At 63.4% G+C, this 17,074-nt stretch carries 15 protein-coding genes and 1 pseudogene; 9 read left to right on the top strand and 7 right to left on the bottom strand.

The window, feature by feature from the left end:
• Positions 1-352 precede the first annotated feature (352 nt).
• From ACR9WD_RS05085 to ACR9WD_RS05070, 4 genes are all read left to right on the top strand, one after another.
• On the top strand, positions 353-1,378 hold the full coding sequence (locus ACR9WD_RS05085) for a 3-oxoacyl-ACP synthase III (protein WP_038989634.1): 1,026 nt from the start codon (positions 353-355) through the stop codon (positions 1,376-1,378).
• Positions 1,375-3,963 carry an alpha/beta fold hydrolase gene (locus ACR9WD_RS05080; protein ID WP_434922861.1) on the top strand — a complete coding sequence of 863 codons (2,589 nt, stop codon included), beginning with the start codon at positions 1,375-1,377 and terminating at the stop codon, positions 3,961-3,963. The genes ACR9WD_RS05085 and ACR9WD_RS05080 overlap by 4 nt, the downstream gene beginning before the upstream one ends.
• A complete protein-coding gene (locus ACR9WD_RS05075) occupies positions 3,960-4,967 on the top strand; it encodes an NAD-dependent epimerase/dehydratase family protein (RefSeq protein WP_434922860.1) in 1,008 nt (335 codons plus the stop codon). Before ACR9WD_RS05080 ends, ACR9WD_RS05075 begins: the two co-directional genes overlap by 4 nt.
• A gap of 88 nt (positions 4,968-5,055) precedes the next feature.
• Positions 5,056-5,916, top strand: a complete 861-nt coding sequence (locus tag ACR9WD_RS05070; RefSeq protein ID WP_434922859.1) for a prephenate dehydratase — start codon at positions 5,056-5,058, stop codon at positions 5,914-5,916.
• A 48-nt stretch (positions 5,917-5,964) separates the two neighbouring features.
• Here the strand turns inward: ACR9WD_RS05070 and ACR9WD_RS05065 are convergent, their stop codons facing one another.
• Both ACR9WD_RS05065 and ACR9WD_RS05060 read right to left on the bottom strand, forming a co-directional pair.
• Positions 5,965-6,639, bottom strand: coding sequence for a response regulator (locus tag ACR9WD_RS05065; protein WP_434922858.1), 675 nt, complete (start codon positions 6,637-6,639; stop codon positions 5,965-5,967).
• A gap of 10 nt (positions 6,640-6,649) precedes the next feature.
• Positions 6,650-8,251, bottom strand: a complete 1,602-nt coding sequence (locus tag ACR9WD_RS05060; protein ID WP_434922857.1) for a sensor histidine kinase — start codon at positions 8,249-8,251, stop codon at positions 6,650-6,652.
• Between the two features lie 239 nt (positions 8,252-8,490).
• On the opposite strand from ACR9WD_RS05060, the gene ACR9WD_RS05055 reads away from it, so the two are divergent.
• From ACR9WD_RS05055 to ACR9WD_RS05040, 4 genes are read left to right on the top strand one after another with little or no spacing between them, the layout of a single operon-like run.
• Complete coding sequence (locus ACR9WD_RS05055) at positions 8,491-9,504, top strand: Bug family tripartite tricarboxylate transporter substrate binding protein (protein WP_038989642.1); 1,014 nt, start codon at positions 8,491-8,493, stop codon at positions 9,502-9,504.
• Positions 9,501-10,004 carry a tripartite tricarboxylate transporter TctB family protein gene (locus ACR9WD_RS05050; protein WP_434922856.1) on the top strand — a complete coding sequence of 168 codons (504 nt, stop codon included), beginning with the start codon at positions 9,501-9,503 and terminating at the stop codon, positions 10,002-10,004. Before ACR9WD_RS05055 ends, ACR9WD_RS05050 begins: the two co-directional genes overlap by 4 nt.
• A 21-nt stretch (positions 10,005-10,025) precedes the next feature.
• Complete coding sequence (locus ACR9WD_RS05045; protein ID WP_434923190.1) at positions 10,026-11,612, top strand: tripartite tricarboxylate transporter permease; 1,587 nt, start codon at positions 10,026-10,028, stop codon at positions 11,610-11,612.
• Positions 11,609-12,010, top strand: a complete 402-nt coding sequence (locus tag ACR9WD_RS05040; protein ID WP_073706764.1) for a universal stress protein — start codon at positions 11,609-11,611, stop codon at positions 12,008-12,010. Before ACR9WD_RS05045 ends, ACR9WD_RS05040 begins: the two co-directional genes overlap by 4 nt.
• A gap of 68 nt (positions 12,011-12,078) precedes the next feature.
• On the opposite strand, the gene ACR9WD_RS05035 is transcribed toward ACR9WD_RS05040, so the two are convergent.
• A complete protein-coding gene (locus ACR9WD_RS05035; protein ID WP_190264790.1) occupies positions 12,079-12,480 on the bottom strand; it encodes a DUF4282 domain-containing protein in 402 nt (133 codons plus the stop codon).
• A 178-nt stretch (positions 12,481-12,658) separates the two neighbouring features.
• Here ACR9WD_RS05035 and ACR9WD_RS05030 point away from each other — a divergent pair, with 178 nt between their 5' ends.
• The gene (locus tag ACR9WD_RS05030) at positions 12,659-13,675 is read left to right on the top strand and encodes a S66 family peptidase (RefSeq protein WP_434922855.1); all 1,017 of its coding nucleotides are present in this window, start codon (positions 12,659-12,661) and stop codon (positions 13,673-13,675) included.
• A 49-nt stretch (positions 13,676-13,724) separates the two neighbouring features.
• Here the strand turns inward: ACR9WD_RS05030 and ACR9WD_RS05025 are convergent, their stop codons facing one another.
• The 4 genes and pseudogenes from ACR9WD_RS05025 to ACR9WD_RS05010 all read right to left on the bottom strand — a co-directional run bounded on the left by ACR9WD_RS05025 (position 13,725) and on the right by ACR9WD_RS05010 (position 17,073).
• Positions 13,725-14,360 (bottom strand): hypothetical protein, encoded by a 636-nt coding sequence (locus ACR9WD_RS05025; protein ID WP_434923224.1) that lies wholly within the window; start codon positions 14,358-14,360, stop codon positions 13,725-13,727.
• Between the two features lie 133 nt (positions 14,361-14,493).
• Positions 14,494-14,952: pseudogene (locus ACR9WD_RS05020) on the bottom strand (IS1096 element passenger TnpR family protein); the annotation flags it as partial.
• 222 nt (positions 14,953-15,174) lie between these two features.
• Positions 15,175-16,272, bottom strand: coding sequence for a pyridoxal-phosphate-dependent aminotransferase family protein (locus ACR9WD_RS05015; RefSeq protein ID WP_073706761.1), 1,098 nt, complete (start codon positions 16,270-16,272; stop codon positions 15,175-15,177).
• A 108-nt stretch (positions 16,273-16,380) separates the two neighbouring features.
• Positions 16,381-17,073 carry a phosphonatase-like hydrolase gene (locus tag ACR9WD_RS05010; protein ID WP_073706760.1) on the bottom strand — a complete coding sequence of 231 codons (693 nt, stop codon included), beginning with the start codon at positions 17,071-17,073 and terminating at the stop codon, positions 16,381-16,383.
• Position 17,074: the final 1 nt, after the last annotated feature.

The raw sequence follows: 17,074 nt of genomic DNA, 5'->3' as shown, positions 1-17,074 counted from the left end.
CGATGCGATATCCAATACAACGCGATCTTCGACCGTGAATGTGAGCTGGATCGCTTTTCATGTCCGGGGTTTCAGACTTGCTTTCGATCAGCTGTGCGGATGGAAGAAAGCCCACAGGATGAACGGCCCACTTTTCATGATTCTCATAGGACTAGTCTGTAGGATCGATATAGTCTGCATAGATCCTGCATCTAGCTTTCGGCTGAAAACTCGCACTCAAGTACGTCTTGGCGCGATGCAGGGAATAACCTAGGGAGTATACATTCGCAGCCCTGGGCACTTTCCCATCGGCACAGACGTTTCAACGCAGTACGCAGCATATAGATAGTCCAGCAGAAACGAAGGCACCATTTTGAACGGCAATGCCACCTTTAAGCACCACAACGTTGCGCTTTTATCAGTGAACAGCGTTCTCGCACCAGAGGTGGTGAGCTCGGCAGAATTCGATGAGCGGCTGGCTCCTAGCCTGAAACGCCTGCGCCTGTCCAAGAAGCTTCTGGAACGTGTCTCCGGTGTCAAGGAACGCCGTTGGTGGTCCGACGGTGTCGGCTTTGACGATGCCGCGATCATGGCCGGCAAAAAGGCCCTGGATGCCGCTGGTGTCGACGCCAGCAGCATCGGACTGCTCATCAACACGTCGGTGACCCGCCGCAACCTGGAACCATCGGTGGCCTCCAAGGTGCACAACGGCTTGGGCCTGCCCTCCTCTGCCATGAACTTCGACGTGGCCAACGCCTGCCTCGGTTTCGTCAATGGCATGAGCCTGGCGGCGAACATGATCGACTCGGGCCAGATCAAGTACGCCCTGATTGTTGCCGGCGAAGATTCCAAGCCGACCCAGGAAACCACCTTCCAGCGCCTGAACGCCGAGAATTCCACGCGCGATGACTACATGCGTGAATTCGCCACCCTGACCCTGGGCTCCGGTGCCGCGGCTGCGGTCATCGGCCCGGCCGATGCGCACCCGGATGCGCACCGCATCCTCGGCGGCGTCTCGCGAGCCGGCACCGAGCACCACGAACTGTGCGTCGGAGGCCCCTCGGGCATGTACACGGACACCAAGGGCCTGCTGGACAACGGCCTGGAACTGGTGGTGAACGCTTGGAACGAAGCCCATCAGTCGGGTTGGAACTGGAAATCCATGGACCGCTACGTCACCCACCAGGTGTCCAAGTCCTACACCAACGCCATCATCAAGGCCGTCGGACTGGTCAAGGACCGCGTGCCGATCACGTTCTCCAAGTGGGGCAACGTCGGTCCGGCTTCCCTGCCGATGACCCTGTCCCAGGAAGCTGATTCGCTGAAGAAGGGCGACCGGGTGCTCTGCATGGGCGTCGGTTCCGGCCTGAACACCGCGATGATGGAGATTGCCTGGTGACCGAGCTGTTCCCCGGTGTAGATGCAATTTACTCGACGTATCTTCAAGTGCCGTCCACCTCGCAGGTTGACACCCAGGGCAGCACGCACCGGTGGCACATCCTGGACAACCATGAAGAACTCCAGCAACGTGGCATCGATCCGGTCGGCACACTGCTGTGCGTGCATGGCAACCCCACCTGGTCCTACCTCTGGCGCAGCCTGCTGAACCACGTCAGCGAGCACTCATTGCCGTGGCGCGTGGTGGCAGTCGACCAGCTGGACATGGGCTTCTCCGAGCGGACCGGCACCTTCCGCCGCCTGGCCGACCGGGTCAACGACCTGGGCGACCTGACCGGCGCGCTGGGGCTGACCGGCAAGGTCACCACCGTGGGCCACGACTGGGGCGGCATCATTTCCCTGGGCTGGGCCGTCTCCCATCAGGAGCAGCTGGAAAACGTGGTGCTGACGAACACCGCAATCCACCCGGCAGGCTTCGAGCTTCCCGCCGCGCTGAAACTCGCCTCCCACCCTGCGGTGCATTCCTGGGGCACCAAGACCTCCCCTGCTTTCTTGCAGGTCACCCACTCGTTGGCGCAACCGGCCTTGGCCCCTGAGGTCCGCAAGGCCTTCATGGCCCCGTACACCAGCGCCGCGAAGCGCGATGGAGTTGCCAACTTTGTCGCCGATATCCCTTTCTCCCCCGAGCACCCGAGCCGCCCTGCCCTGGACGAGATCTCGCAGGCCGTGCGCTCGCTGAAGGTGCCGGCCCTGATGCTCTGGGGCCCGAAGGACCCGGTCTTCTCCGACCGGTACCTGCGCGATCTGCTCTCCCGCCTGCCGCACGCCCAAGTGCACCGCTTCGAGGGCTCCAGCCATCTGGTGGGCGAGGACAACGACATCGCCGCCCCGATCTTCCAGTGGCTTGCCGGCGAGAAAGAATCCAGGAACACCTCGCGGGCCGAATCCCTGGGCGATTACCGTCCGATGCTTGCCGAACTCGATTCGCGCACCAATGACCATTCAGCAGCCGTGGTGGACATCAACCCTGCGCGCTCGCTGTCCTGGGCCGGGCTGGGTGAGCGCGTGAACGCCCTGGCCGCAGGCCTGCGGCAGATCGGGGTGAAGGCTTCAGACCGGGTGAACCTGCTGGTACCGCCGGGAATCGAGCTGACCTCGCTGATCTACGCCTGCCTGCGTTTGGGCGCGGTCATCGTGGTGGCCGACGCCGGGCTGGGCACCAAGGGCATGGGACGCGCCATCAAGGGCGCCGGTCCGGGCTTCCTGATCGGCATCGAGCGTGCGCTCACCGGCGCGCGGCTCTTCGGTTGGCCGGGCACCAGGATTGCTGCCGAGAACCTGCCAGCAGCCAAGCGCAAGCTGCTGGGCGTCGCCCACACCTTGCCTGAGCTCTATGAAGCCGGCGGCAAGGCAGCCACCGAATCCTCGGCGTTCGAGCCTGCGGACCCGGATGCCGACGCGGCGGTGCTGTTCACCTCCGGCTCCACCGGCCCGGCCAAGGGCGTGGTGTACACGCACCGCCAGCTGGCAGCCATGCGCGATACGCTGCGCGAAACCTACAACCTGAAGGCCGGTTCCGCGCTGGTGGCAGGCTTCGCGCCGTTCGCGCTGCTGGGTCCTGCCCTGGGAGCCACCTCGGTCACCCCCGACATGGACGTGACCGCCCCGCGGACCCTGACCGCCACCGCATTGGCTGATGCGGCTGCCGCGGTGCACGCAACCACGGTCTTCGCCTCACCCGCGGCGCTGGCCAACGTGCTGGACACCAAGGATGCGCTGGATCAGGTCCAGCGCAAGACCCTGGAAGGGGTCTCGCTGATGCTTTCGGCCGGGGCACCGATCCCCGAACCATTGCTGGCCAAGGTGCAGGAACTGGTTCCGCAGGCCAAGGTCCACACCCCCTATGGCATGACCGAGGCCTTGCCGGTCACCGATATCGATCTTCCCGGAATTCGCGCTGCCGGCCGGGGCAATGGCGTGTGCGTCGGCACGGCTGTCGCCGGGGCCACGGTTGCCATCGCGCCGATTGATGATATGGGCATGGCCGGCGACCAGCCGGAATTCATCCCGAATGCCACCGGCGAAATCCTGGTTCGCGCCCCGCATGTCAAGGACCGCTACGACCGTTTGTGGATCACCGAACAGCACAGCAGCTCGATCCCCGGCTGGCATCGCACCGGCGATGTCGGGCACCTGGATGACCAGGGGCGGCTCTGGGTCGAGGGCCGCCTGAGCCATGTGCTGCGCACTGCCAAGGGCGCGATCACCCCGGTGGCGGCCGAGCACGCTGCCGAGTCGGTTGCCGGCGCTGGCCGTGCCGCGCTGGTTGGCGTGGGACCCGACGGAACCCAGGCTGCAGTGGTGGTCATGGAAACCGTGCCCCCGGCCCGCAAGCCGGGCCCGGCCAGCAGCGAACTGGCGCGCCAGGTGCGCTCCGCGGTCGCTGCCACCGGCACCGACGTGGCAGCCGTGCTGGTAGTGCCCAACCTGCCGACGGATATCCGCCATAATTCGAAGATTGACCGTGCCGCGCTAGCCGGCTGGGCCGCCGCTACGCTCGCCGGTGGAAGGATCCGCAACCCGTGAGTGCTCCAGACACTGCTTCGACCCCTCGCCGCGTGCTGGTCACCGGCGCCAGCGGCATGCTCGGAGGCGCCGTGGCACAGCTGCTGCGCGACAACGGCCACCACGTGCGCACCTTCCAGCGCGGTGCCTCGGCCGGTGCCACCGATGAAGTCCGCGGATCGCTGACCGATCTGGACGCCGTGGCTGCTGCCGTAGAGTCCATGGATGCAGTCATCCATCTGGCGGCAAAAGTCTCCTTTACCGGCCAGTGGGAGGATTTCGTCGCCACGAATATCGACGGAACCAGCAATCTGCTGGCAGCCTCCAAGGAATCAGGCGTCAAGGATTTCGTTTTCGTTTCCTCGCCATCCGTAGCCCACTTTGGCGATTCGCTGGCCGGCGCCGGTGCCGGCGACGCCGATCCGCAGCAGGCGCGTGGATTCTATGCACGTTCCAAGGCGGCCGCCGAGCTGGAGGCCCTGGGCAACGATTCGCCCGAGTTCCGGGTGGCAGCCATCCGCCCGCATGTGGTGTGGGGGCCAGGCGATACCCAGCTGGTGGAGCGGGTCATCGCGCGGGCCAAGGCCGGACGGCTCCCGTTGCTGGACCATGGCGCGGCGTTGATCGACACCACCTATATCGACAACGCGGCGGCTGCCATCGTTCGCGGCTTGGAGCGCATGGACCACGCCCATGGACGTGCCCTGGTAGTCACCAATGGCGAACCCCGTCCGGTGGGCGAATTGATTGCCGGCATCTGCCAGGCCGGCGGGGCCCCTGCCCCGAAGCTCAACGTTCCGGGCTGGCTGGCCCGCGGTGCCGGTTCAGTGATCGAGAAGTTGTGGCTGGCCGCCGGTTCGCGCAACCTCGTGCACGATGAGCCGCCGATGACGCGTTTCCTCGCCGAGCAGCTGTCCACCGCGCACTGGTTCGACCAGCGGGCAACGCATGAAATCCTCGGTTGGAAGCCCGAAGTCACCATCGACGAGGGACTGCAGAAGCTCACCGCGCACTACCGGAACTAATTGGCCTGCAAGGCGCCCGGCAGCCGCCTCGACGTCATCTGCTTTCTCCGATTCCGGCCCCGCCATGGCGCTGGGATATGTTGGTTCAATGCGCAAGAAGATTTCCTACCAGGGCGAGGCCGGCTCCAACTCGAACATGGCCTGCATGCAGCGTTTCCCCGAGATGGAAGCCATTCCGTGCGCCAGCTTCGAAGATGCCTTCGCCATGGTGGAAAACGGCGAGGCCAAGCTGGCAATGATTCCGATCGAGAATTCCATTGCCGGCCGCGTTGCCGATATCCACGTCCTGCTCCCCGAGTCCGATCTGCACATTGTCGGCGAGCACTACCTGCGGATCCGCTTCGACCTGCTCGGGCTGCCTGGCAGCGGCATCGCCGAAGCCACCGAAGTGCATAGCCACATCCATGCGCTGGGCCAGTGCCGCAAGGTCATCCGCGAGCACGGGCTGACCCCGGTGATTGCCGGCGATACCGCAGGTTCGGCGCGCGAAGTGCGCGACTGGAATGATCCTGCCAAGCTCTCGCTCGCACCTCCCATGGCGGCCGAGCTGTACGGCTTGGAGGTACTGGCCTCCGGGGTCGAAGATGACCAGACGAATACGACCCGTTTCGTAGTGCTCGCCCGCGAGCAGCAATTGCCGCACCGTTCGCAGCTTCCGGACTCGGTGATTACCACCTTGGTGTTCCAGGCACGCAACGTGCCTAGCGCCCTGTACAAGGCATTGGGCGGATTCGCGACGAACGGCGTGAATATCACCCGCTTGGAAAGCTACATGGTCGGTTCGTCCTTCGCCGCCACCACCTTCATGGTCGACATCGAGGGCCATCCCGAAGACTTGCCCGTGCGCCTGGCGTTGGAAGAGCTGGAATTCTTCACCTGGGAAATCAAGATCCTCGGCACCTACGCCGCCAGCGAGCATCGCCAACGCGTTTCGGCAGCTTTCGTCTAGGCCTGCACCCGCTTCCGGCGCCTGCAGGCATCGGGAAGCGCCAGGGGCCTATGTCCTCCACGAGTAGCGGCGTTCGGGCCTGCCGACTCCCCCGTAGCGCAGGTTCACCTGCGCCAAGTTCTCTTCGGCAAGATACTCCAGGTACCGGCGAGCGCTCACCCGGGAGGTCCCGAGCTTTTCAGCCGTTTCGGTGGCCGAGATGGGTTCGGCGGCTTCCTTGACGATGTTCTGGACCAGCTCCATGGTTTCGGCGCTGCAGCCTTTGGGCAGCGGGCGGCGCTGCTGTCCGGCGAGGCCGAAGAGCCTGTTGACGTCGGCCTGCTGCAGTTCCTGGTCGGTGGCCTGCCCCAGCGGCTGGTAGGTCTTGGCGTAGTGCTCCAGGCGCTCGCGCAGGTCCTCGCGCGAGAAGGGCTTCATCAGGTAGTGGACAATCCCTCCGCGCAGCGCACGGCGCACGGTCTCCATTTCCCGCGCCGCACTGATCACCAGGACGTCGAGTTCCGGCTGGCCTTCGCGCAAACGCTGCAACAGGTCCAGTCCATTCATGTCGGGCAAGTGGATGTCGAGCAAGATCAGATCCGGAGATAGCGCGGCGGCGGCCTTGAGCGCGTCGCTCGCGGAGTGCGCCACGCCGACCACGGTAAATCCAGGCTCGCTGTTGACGAACCCTGCGTGCACCTTGGCGACCATGAAGTCATCGTCGATCACCAGTACTTTGATCACTTCTTGCTTCCTACTTCCTGAGCGTGGCGGTAAACCGGGCACCGTGGCCACTGGCTGCGGCCAGCTCCCCGCCGCGGCGCCGGCACACCAGGCGGCTGATCGCCAGGCCGAAGCCCCGGCCGCCGGAGACCGAGCTGTCCTTGGTGGAGAAACCCTGGGTGAAGATCTCGTCGATGGCATCTTCGGCGATCCCCTCTCCATTGTCGCTCACGATGACGCGGACCAGCTCATTGGTTTCCTCGATGCCGACCTTGATTTGAGGCGTGGATGCCGAGATGGCCGCGTCCATCGCATTATCGACGAGATTGCCGATCACCGTGGTCAGATCCCGCGCCAGCTGGTCCTCGCACCGGCCCAAGGCCGAGTTCGGCACCATCGCCAGCTGCACCCCGCGTTCGGTGGCGACGCTGGACTTGGCAATCAGCAGCGCAGCAATCGTGGGTTCTGCGATGCAGGCGGAGACGTCCTCGAAGATCTTGCTCCTGCTGAAGCTCACGCCATCGATGAAGCCGATGACCTCGTCGTATTCCTCGAGCTGGATCAACCCGGAAATCGCGTGCAGCTGGTTGGCGAATTCGTGGGTCTGCGCCCTGAGCATGTCGGCAGTCGCCTTGCTGTCGCCCAGTTCCTGCTCCAGCAGGGTCAGTTCGGTCTTGTCGCGGAAGGTGGTGACGGAGCCCAGGTCCCGCCTGGCGGTCTTGACCGGCATGCGGTTGAACACCAGGACCCGCTCGCCGACAAGGAATTGGCGGTCGGGCTGCTCCTGGCTGGTGTTCAGCGCGTGCCGCACCTGCGGCGCCACCTCCAATTCGTCCAGGGTCTTGCCGACACAGTCATCAGGCAGTTGCAGCAGCTCGACGGCGATGTCATTGGCCAGCATCACCCGGCTGTCCGGAGACACCGAGATGATGCCTTCCTTGACTCCGTGCAGCAGGGCCTCTCGGTGCTCGAACAGCTCCGCGATTTCGCCCGGTTCCATCCCGCGGGTCTGGTGCTTGACCCTGCGGGAGAGCAGTACCGAGCCGGTGGTTCCCAGCACCAGGGAAATGAGCAGGGTGGCCAAGGCGCTGGGAGCGATATCCTGGATCATTTCGCCGGTACTGGGATAGCTTTGGCCTGCGCTGACAATGCCGACCATCTTCCCGTCGTCATCCAGCACCGGTACCTGGGCAATCAGCACATGGTTGCCATTGCGCCAGATTTCCCCGGTCCATCCGCGGCCTTCGGCGACAGCGGATTCGGGGTGCAGGATCGAGGTTCCCACTTCATCGGGGTAGCTGGAGGTGATGACGGTGCCCTGGGGATCGGCGATGATCACGAATTGCAATCCCGAGGTGCTGCGTACCGATTCACCCATGGCAGGCAACGCCGAGCCCATTTCCGGCTCCGCTTGCGGAAGCAGAACGCGCAGCAGCGGGTTGGCGGCCAGCGATTCGGCTGCCGAGAGGCTGCGGCGCCCCTCGATCTTCTCGAAGTTATTGGTGGCCTGGGTCAGCGCGACCGTGATGACTCCTGCGAGCACCACGGCGATAATCAGCAGTTGCAGGACCAGGTACTGTCCGGCCAGGGTCATCCTGCGGCGCGGGTACAGCTGAGCGAGAAATAAACGCATGGACTTCATTGCCTCGCCCCCAAAATTCCAGAATTCCACTGCGCCCACGGCAAACCCCCGCTGGGCGGCTTGCAGCTGGCACTGTGCTACCTTATCGAAGATTTGAATGGTTCAGATCACAATTTCTGGTTACACAATGAACAGTATTTTCTTTGAGTACGCAAGAGTGACTTGCTTCACCATCGCGCATAGGTTGGAATCACTCGCAACCCCGATGAAAGCAAAGAGGCTGAGTCAACATGAAACCATTCAAGTCCTTCCGTGCGCTGACGGCGCTGGCCGCGGCTGCCGCGCTTGCACTGACCGCCACTGGCTGCGGCGTGACCTCCGAGACCTCCAGCACCGACGCTGCAGAGTCCAAGGGCCCAATCGCGAACCTTCGCATCATGGTGCCGAACACCCCAGGCGGCGGCTACGACACCACCGCCCGCGTTGCTGCCAAGGTGATGGATGACGCGTCGCTGGCCAGCAACCCAGAAGTCTTCAACCTTGCAGGTGCCGGCGGTACCGTCGGTCTGGCCCGCATTGTCAACGAGAAGGGCAACGGCGATCTGGCCATGCTCATGGGCCTGGGCGTGGTCGGTGCCAGCTACACCAACGAAACCGACGCCAAGCTGACCGAGACCACGCCGATTGCCAAGCTCATCGAAGAGCCCGGAGCGATCATGGTGTCCAAGGATTCGCCATACAAGACCATCGATGACTTGGTGAAGGCCTGGAAGAAGGATCCGAGCAAGCTCTCGGTCGGCGGCGGCTCCTCCCCTGGCGGACCGGACCACCTGCTGCCGATGCAGCTGGCCGAAGCCGTGGGCATTGATCCCAAGGACGTGAACTTCGTATCCTACGACGGCGGCGGCGATTTGCTGCCTGCCATCCTGGGCAACAAGCTGGCCTTCGCGGCCTCCGGTGCCGGCGAGTACATGCAGCAGATCGAAGAGGGCTCCGTGCGTGTGCTGGCCACCAGCGGCGAGGAGCGCCTCGAAGGCGTGGACGCTCCAACCCTGAAGGAATCGGGCATCGACCTGGTGTTCTCCAACTGGCGCGGCCTGGTGGCTCCGCCGGAGATCTCCGAAGAGGACAAGGCCAAGTGGGTCAACCTGATCACCGAAATGCATGATTCGGCCGAATGGCAGGAAGCCTTGAAGACCAACGGCTGGAGCGATGCCTTCATGACCGGCGATGAGTTCTCGGCCTTCCTCACCGAGCAGGACGAGCGCGTTGCCAACGTCCTGAAGACCCTGGGTCTGGCGTGAGCGAAGTAAGCACCGCAAAGAAGAAACGCGTCGAACTCCTGTTCGCCGCGTTTCTTCTTCTCGTCGGAATCATCGTGTTTGTTGATGCGTCGCAGCTGCATGTGACGTACTCCCAGGCAGACGTGGTCGGCCCCAAGGCCCTGCCCTACGTCGTCTCGGGCATTCTTGTTCTTTCAGCCATTGCCTTGGCCATTACCGTGATGCGCGGAAACCTCGCCGAGGGCGAAGAAGGCGAAGACGTGGATCTGAGCCAGCCCTCGGACTGGAAGGTCCTGCTGCCGCTGATCGGCGTCTTCGTGCTGAACCTGCTGATCGTGAACTGGGCCGGCTGGGTCATCTCGGGAACCATCATGTTCTTCGGTGCGGCGACCTGCCTGGGCGCCCGGCGCTGGATTTTGACCCTGGTCATTTCCCTCGCACTGGCTCTCGGTTCCTTCTACGGCTTCTACCTTGGCCTGGGCATCAAGCTTCCGGCCGGAATCCTCTCGGGGGTGCTGTAAGTGGAAACTCTTGACCTCTTGATGGGCGGCTTCGCCTCGGCGCTGACCCCGATCAACCTGCTCTTCGCCTTCGCCGGAGTCCTCCTGGGCACCGCTGTCGGCGTGCTGCCGGGCATCGGCCCGGCCATGGCCGTGGCCTTGCTGCTGCCACTGACCTTCGGCATGGAAACCTCCAGTGCGCTGATCATGTTCGCGGGCATCTACTACGGCGGGATGTACGGCGGGTCAACCACCTCGATCCTGCTCAATACCCCCGGCGAATCCGCGACAGTCATCACCGCCATCGAAGGCCACAAGATGGCCAAGGCGGGCCGGGCCGCGCAAGCTCTGGCCACCGCGGCCATCGGCTCGTTCGTTGCCGGCACCATCGGCACCGCGCTGCTGGTGACCGTTGCCCCGATCGTCGTGAAGTTCGCCGTGAGCCTGGGCGCACCGAGCTACTTCGCAATCATGGTCCTCGCTTTGGTCACCGTGACCGCCGTGCTGGGTTCTTCCAAGATCCGCGGTTTCGCCGCCTTGGGCCTGGGCCTGGCCATCGGCCTGGTCGGCATGGACCCGGTCTCCGGGCAGAGCCGCCTGACCTTCGGCTTCGCGCCACTGGTCGACGGCATGGACATCGTGGTGGTCGCCGTGGCGATCTTCGCCATTGGCGAGGCGCTGTGGATTGCCGCGCACCTGCGCACCAGCCCTGCACGCACCATTCCGGTGGGTGCCCCGTGGATGGGCAAGGAAGACTGGAAGCGTTCGTGGAAGCCCTGGCTTCGCGGCACCGCCTACGGGTTCCCCTTTGGCGCGCTGCCTGCCGGCGGTGCCGAAGTTCCGACCTTCCTCTCCTATGTCACCGAGAAGAAGCTCTCCAAGCATCCGGAGGAGTTCGGCCACGGCGCCATCGAGGGCGTTGCCGGCCCGGAAGCTGCCAACAACGCCTCGGCCGCTGGCACGCTGACTCCAATGCTTGCCCTGGGCCTGCCCACCAATGCCACCGCTGCGGTGATGCTGGCGTTCTTGACCATGAAGGGCATCCAGCCCGGTCCGCTGCTCTTCGAGAATGAGCCCGACTTGGTGTGGGCGCTGATTGCCAGCTTGTTCATCGGCAACACGCTGCTGCTGCTGATCAACCTGCCTTTGGCACCGCTATGGGCTAAGTTGCTGAAGATCCCGCGCCCCTACCTGTATGCGGGCATCTTGTTCTTCGCTACGCTCGGTGCCTTCTCGGTGAACATGCAGGTCGCCGACCTCTGGCTGCTGCTGATCATCGGCTTGCTGGGCTTCGCCTTGCGCCGCTTCGGCCTCCCGGTGCTTCCGCTGATTCTGGGTGTCATCATCGGCCCCATGGCCGAGGAACAGCTGCGCAAGACCTTCCAGCTCAGTGCCGGCGAGGTCTCGGGGCTGTGGAGCGAGCCGCTGGCCGTGGGCATCTACGTGCTCATCGCCTTCCTGCTCCTGCTGCCGGTGCTGATCTCCATCATCCGGCGCAAGCGCGGAACCGGGTCGGACGTTGCAGACGCCCTGCTGGGCGAGAACGCAGCTGGCGGCGACCAGACCGAGCTGGCAGAGCCTGCCCACCGCAATGAGCACAGCCACGGTGCTGGAAGGAATGAATCATGACAATCGTAGTGGGGTACATCCCCTCGCCTGAAGGCGAAGCCGCCCTGGAACGGGCAATTATCGAGGCTAGGCGCAACGAGGCGCGATTGATCGTGGTGAACTCCTCCAAAGGCGACCAGCTGGTAGACGACAGGCTCATTGATGCGAAGCAGTATCACGAACTGGAAGCCCGGCTTGCTGAGGCAGGCATCGATTTCTGGATTGAACGCCATTCCCAGGGAGCCGATGCGGCAGACCAGATCCTGCACATCGCCGAGGCGCAACGTGCCGAGCTGATCGTGATCGGTCTGCGCAAGCGCACGGCCATGGGCAAGTTCCTCATGGGGAGCAACGCGCAACGGATCCTGCTCCAAGCCTCCTGCCCGGTGCTCTCGCTGAAGGCATCCAGCGACTGGTAATCCTGCCAGTCCTTCGCGCGAAACGGCCGATGGCCCGCACCAGTGGTGCGGGCCATCGGCCTCTAACCCTACTTCTGGTAGGGGTTGGCTGGCGGAGTGTTGTTGCCGCCATTGGCAGTTGGATCCTGCGGCTGCTGCGGAACCGGCGGATTTCCCGGGCGCGGGCGGTAGCCGCCGTCTGCCGGCGGGATGCCACCAGCCAGGCGAACCAGTTCAGTGGTGTTCTCCGCGGTGCGGATCTGCGCCAGCAAGGATTCGAGGCTTGCACGGACCAGAACCAAGTAGACCAGCGACACCAATGGACCGACGATCAAGAGCATCAGGAAGCCGAGCATCGCGTCAGCCATGAACCCGGTAATCACCAGTCCGAGGTAGCCGATAGCCAACAGGACCATGATCAAGATGTAGACGATCTTGATGATCGATGGCGTGATGAACTGCCTGAAATCCAAGTCGAAGAGGGACTTCACCGTATTTCCTGCTTTCTTTAGAGAAATCGTGCTGTCACGCCCACGCTATCGAATTTCTCAGGAATCGCACAGTAGCTGGAGCGGAATATCATCATTTGTTGCAAAAAATTTCGCCAACAATTCCCGAACAGTCACTGCAGCTATTCTCCCAAGCTACGCCAGGGCCTAGACTGGTGGAATGCCAAGCCCACTGAAGCCGACCGTCATCCCTGCCCGATTGCAAGCCGGAGACGCCGTCAGGGTCATCGCACCCTCGTGTTCCCGCACCTTCGTGATGGAATTCGACAATACGCAGTGGGTCAATGAACGCTTCGATGCCATGGGGCTCAAGCTGGAATTCGGCGAGCACGTGGATGAGAATGACGATTTCGACAGCTCGCCCATTCCATCGCGCGTGGCCGATCTGCACGCCGCGTTTGCTGATGCATCTGTCTCAGGGATCATCTCGGTCATTGGCGGCTTCAATTCCAACGAACTGCTCCCCTACCTCGACTGGGAGCTCATTGCCGCCAACCCCAAGGTCTTCTGCGGCTACTCGGATTTCACTGCGCTGGCCAACGCCGTGCACGCCAAGACCGGGTTAGTGACCTACATCGGCCCGCACTGGTCCAGCTTCGGCATGCGCGATCACTTCGAGCCGACCGGCCAGTGGTTCCGGGCCGCAACCCACGAGCATGCCTGGAGCATCGAGCACGCCACTGAATTCACCGACGACCTGTGGTTCATGGACCAGGACAATCGCAGCGTCAACGCAAGCAGCGGACCATGGATCCTGAACGAAGGCGCTGCCACGGGCATGGTGATCGGCGGGCACCTGGGCACGCTGAGGCTGCTGCAGGGAACCGAGTTCATGCCGTCCCTGGACGGGGCTGTGCTATTCGTCGAGGACGACGGCGCCGCGGACGTCCACGAATTCGCGCGCAGCCTTGCCTCGCTGCTGCAGGTTCCTGGAGCCGAGAAAATCCGCGGCCTTGCCATCGGCCGATTCCAGCTCGAATCCAGCATTTCGCGTGACCTGCTGGAACAAATCGTTGCCAAGCATCCGTTGCTCTCCACCGTGCCGGTGGTCGCCAACCTCGACTTCGGGCATACCTCGCCGATGTTCACCATCCCCATCGGCGGCATCGCCCGGCTCGAAGCCCGAGGTCAGGTGCCCCGCATGGATTTTGCCCACGAGGCGCACCAGCTGGATTAGCAGCCATTCCCAGCCGCACGGGCTGAGCACCTGAGGCTCCCGCGTGCTTCTAGTGCTGCAGCAGGTAGCGGGACAGCTCGGCCAGCCGCGGGTTGAGCTCTTCCTTCTTGTCTTCCCGGTGCAGCCGGTACTCCAGCAGCCGTTCGACCAGGTACCACTCTTCGACGCTGGGCAGCCACGATTCGCCGTTGACCGGGCGTTGCTGGTTCGGGTCCCAGTAGCCGAAAATTTCCAGGATCTCGGACCTGTCCAAGAAGAACTCCGGCTGCGCCGAGTAGCGTTGCATGCGATCCGGGATGTACCTACCGGCGCGGATGAACCACCCGGCGAACGTCGAGTCGCACTCGATGTTCCGGTCCCGAACATCATTGCCCTTGTACTGTGCCAGGCGCGAGGCCATGTGCTCCGCCATCGCCGTTGGATCATCCATGAGCTTGCGCCCCCGCTGGGTGGTGGTGAGCACTCCCTTGGCCTTGCGCAGAAGCCCCATGCGCTGCGCAGCTTCGCGAATCGTGGCCACGGTTAGCATGTTGTTTTCGCGCTTGGAGGACCCGCTTTCGAAGTCGATGCCTTCCAGGTCTGAACGTTCCACGAGATCGCCGACAACTTTCGGCGGCATCCAGCCAGCCTTGGTGAGAATCAGCCCGTCGCTGCACAGCTCGGCGAGCACCGTGAAGGGCGGCACCAGCTGAATGAACCAGGACGGCTGCGGCCCGCCGGCCGGCGGCGAGCAGTTCCAAGCGCCGACCGGCTACTTCGGCATCGAAGACTCCGGGATTGAACGGATTCCAGCGCCCACCGCGCCAGTGCATCCAGGCGATGATCTGCTCCGCTTCATCCTCTTCGAGGTCTTCCCAGCTGTCGGGCGCTGGATTGCCGTTGAAGATACCCAGCTTCTCGTACCAGCCGTGGATTCCGCCGCTATCCTCCAGCGGGGCACGCAGCTCGCCGTCCACGACCCGGTAGGGCGGGTCGCCAGCCGCCTTGGCGTGCTGCGATACCACCGTGATCTTGTGCATCCAGCCGTCGCCGAAGTCGTATTCGAAGTAGAGTTCACCTTCCGCCGCCTTGAGCGCCTGGCCCAGGGTGGTGGTCTCCTGGGCTTCGCCCAGTCCGATCTCCAGCCGGCTCTGTTCCTAGTACCAGGTGATGGCCTCGTCGGTGCGCGATCGGAGATGCGGGTTGATGCTGTGGAAGGCCTGCAGGTGCGCGTGCTCCCAGCCCATCGCGCACTGCAGGGCCAGTCCCGCCTCGTCGAGCATGATGATGTCGTCCATGTCCATGGTGCGCCAGATCAACGGGTCGGACCCGACAAGTTCGATTCGCACGGTCAGCATTCGTTGCAGTGAAATCGCACCAGTCATGGTCTTGAGCGTATCTGCCCACTGCCCGAATCCAGAACGGCGAGCACGGAAGAAGACGCGGCAAGCATCCGCGAAAAGGTCGAGGGACCCGCCCGGACAAATCCCGGCGGGTCCCTCGACAGCAAAAGTGGGCGATCAGGCCTTGGCGATCGCTTCTTTCAGCGCGGACAGCAGCAACGCCACCGACCCCGGATTCGCGTTGGGGCCCATCATGCCGATGCGCCACACGGTGCTCGCGTACTTGCCCACGCCGCCGCCGATTTCAATATTGAAGCGGTCAAGCAGGTAGCCGCGGACCTTCGCAGAGTCAACGCCTTCAGGAACGTAGACGGTGGTCAGCTGCGGCAGGCGGAACCCCTCCTGGGCAAAGAGCTCCAAGCCCATTTCCTGCAAGCCAGCTTGCAGCAACCCGCCAGCTTCCTGGTGGCGAGCAGTCACTGCTTCCAGGCCCTCGGCCATGATCCGGTCGATGCCCGCCTCCAGCGAAGCAACCATCGCGACCGGCGCGGTGTGGTGGTAGGTGCGCTGCCCTCCGGTGGAACCGGTGGCGTAGCCTCCGAGCAAGCCCAGATCCAGGTACCAGGACTGCGGCTTCTGGACCCGGCGTTCGAAAGCGCGGTCCGAAATCGTGAATGGCGCCAGGCCGGGAGCCACGCCGAGGCATTTCTGCGTGCCTGCATAGCCGACGTCGATGCCCCATTCATCTGCCAGCACTGGCATGCCGCCAATGGAAGTCACTGCATCGGTGATCAGAAGGGCGTCGCCCTTGATTGCTCCGAGCGCGGCAATATTGGAAACAACGCCGGTACTGGTTTCGGCATGCACGCCGGCAATGACGGTTGGGTTCGGGTGCGCTGCGGCAACGCGTTCGGCGTCGATTGGAGTTCCGTATTCATGCTCAACGCGGACCACTTCCGCGCCAACGCGCGAGGCAACTTCGCACATGCGCTCGCCGAACAGGCCGTTGATGGCGATCACCGCAACGTCGCCCGGATTGATGGTGTTCACGAACGCGGCTTCCATGCCGGCTGATCCCGTCGCGCTCAGCGGCAGGGTGCGGGAGTTCTTGGTTCCCCAGAGAGTGCGCAAGCCATCGGCAACGCGGTCCATGCGGGCGATGAACTCCGGATCCAAATGTCCCAGCAGCGGCAGGCCCAGTGCCGCTGTGGCTTCTGGGTACGGGTTGCAGGGACCTGGTCCGAACAGATGGCGCTGAAGAACAGTCTTGCTCATGACGACTCTCTTTCATCTCAATGGGATGTTCCAACTAGAGCCCAGCTTATCCCTCATTTCACGGCGAAACGAAACATATCTTCCGCATTGCAAAATTTTCGCAAGGGACTAGGCAGCCTCGGACTCGATGGCCGCAAGATACTCTGGCAGCTCTGCGACCGACTCGAGAATGGCGGCATGCGGGTGCCGCTCCAGGTCCTCGCGGCCCAGTTTGCCGGTAAGCACGCCGATCCCATTGACTCCCGCATGGTGGGCGGCCAGCAAATCATTGGCGGTATCCCCGGCGGCAACGACCGTGGCTACATCCCGGACTCCGGTCAGTTCCATGGCGCGATGGATCATGTACGGAGCGGGGCGCCCGGCGGCGGTTTCATCCCCGGCAACCACAGCATCCAGAAGCTCGCCAGGACCCACCTTCCAGCCCAGGCCGTCAAGGATGATATCGGCGACATCGCGTGAGAAACCCGTGGTCAATGCGATCTTCGTGCCACTGGCAGCCAAGTGCTGCAGCGCTTCGACGACTCCTGGCAGGGCAACGGGCGGGTTCTCCTGGTAATAACCGAGCAGCAGCTCGCGGAAACGGTCGAATTGCGCTTGAACCTGCTCATCGCTCGCGCTGCCGCCACCGAGTTCAATCAGCGCCTTGATCGCTTCCTTCTTTTCGGCGCCCATCCAATGCTGCAGGTCTTCTTCCCTGACCTCGACGCCGAATTCGCGCACAGCATTCTCCAATGCCCGGTAGACGTCGGCATGCTCGTCAATGGTCGTTCCAGCCATATCGCAGGCGATGAGTTCAAACATT

Origin of the sequence: Glutamicibacter sp. PAEs-4 (assembly GCF_051161755.1) — a bacterium.
GTDB lineage: Bacteria > Actinomycetota > Actinomycetes > Actinomycetales > Micrococcaceae > Glutamicibacter > Glutamicibacter nicotianae.
This window is presented reverse-complemented; position numbering and strand designations above follow the sequence as displayed.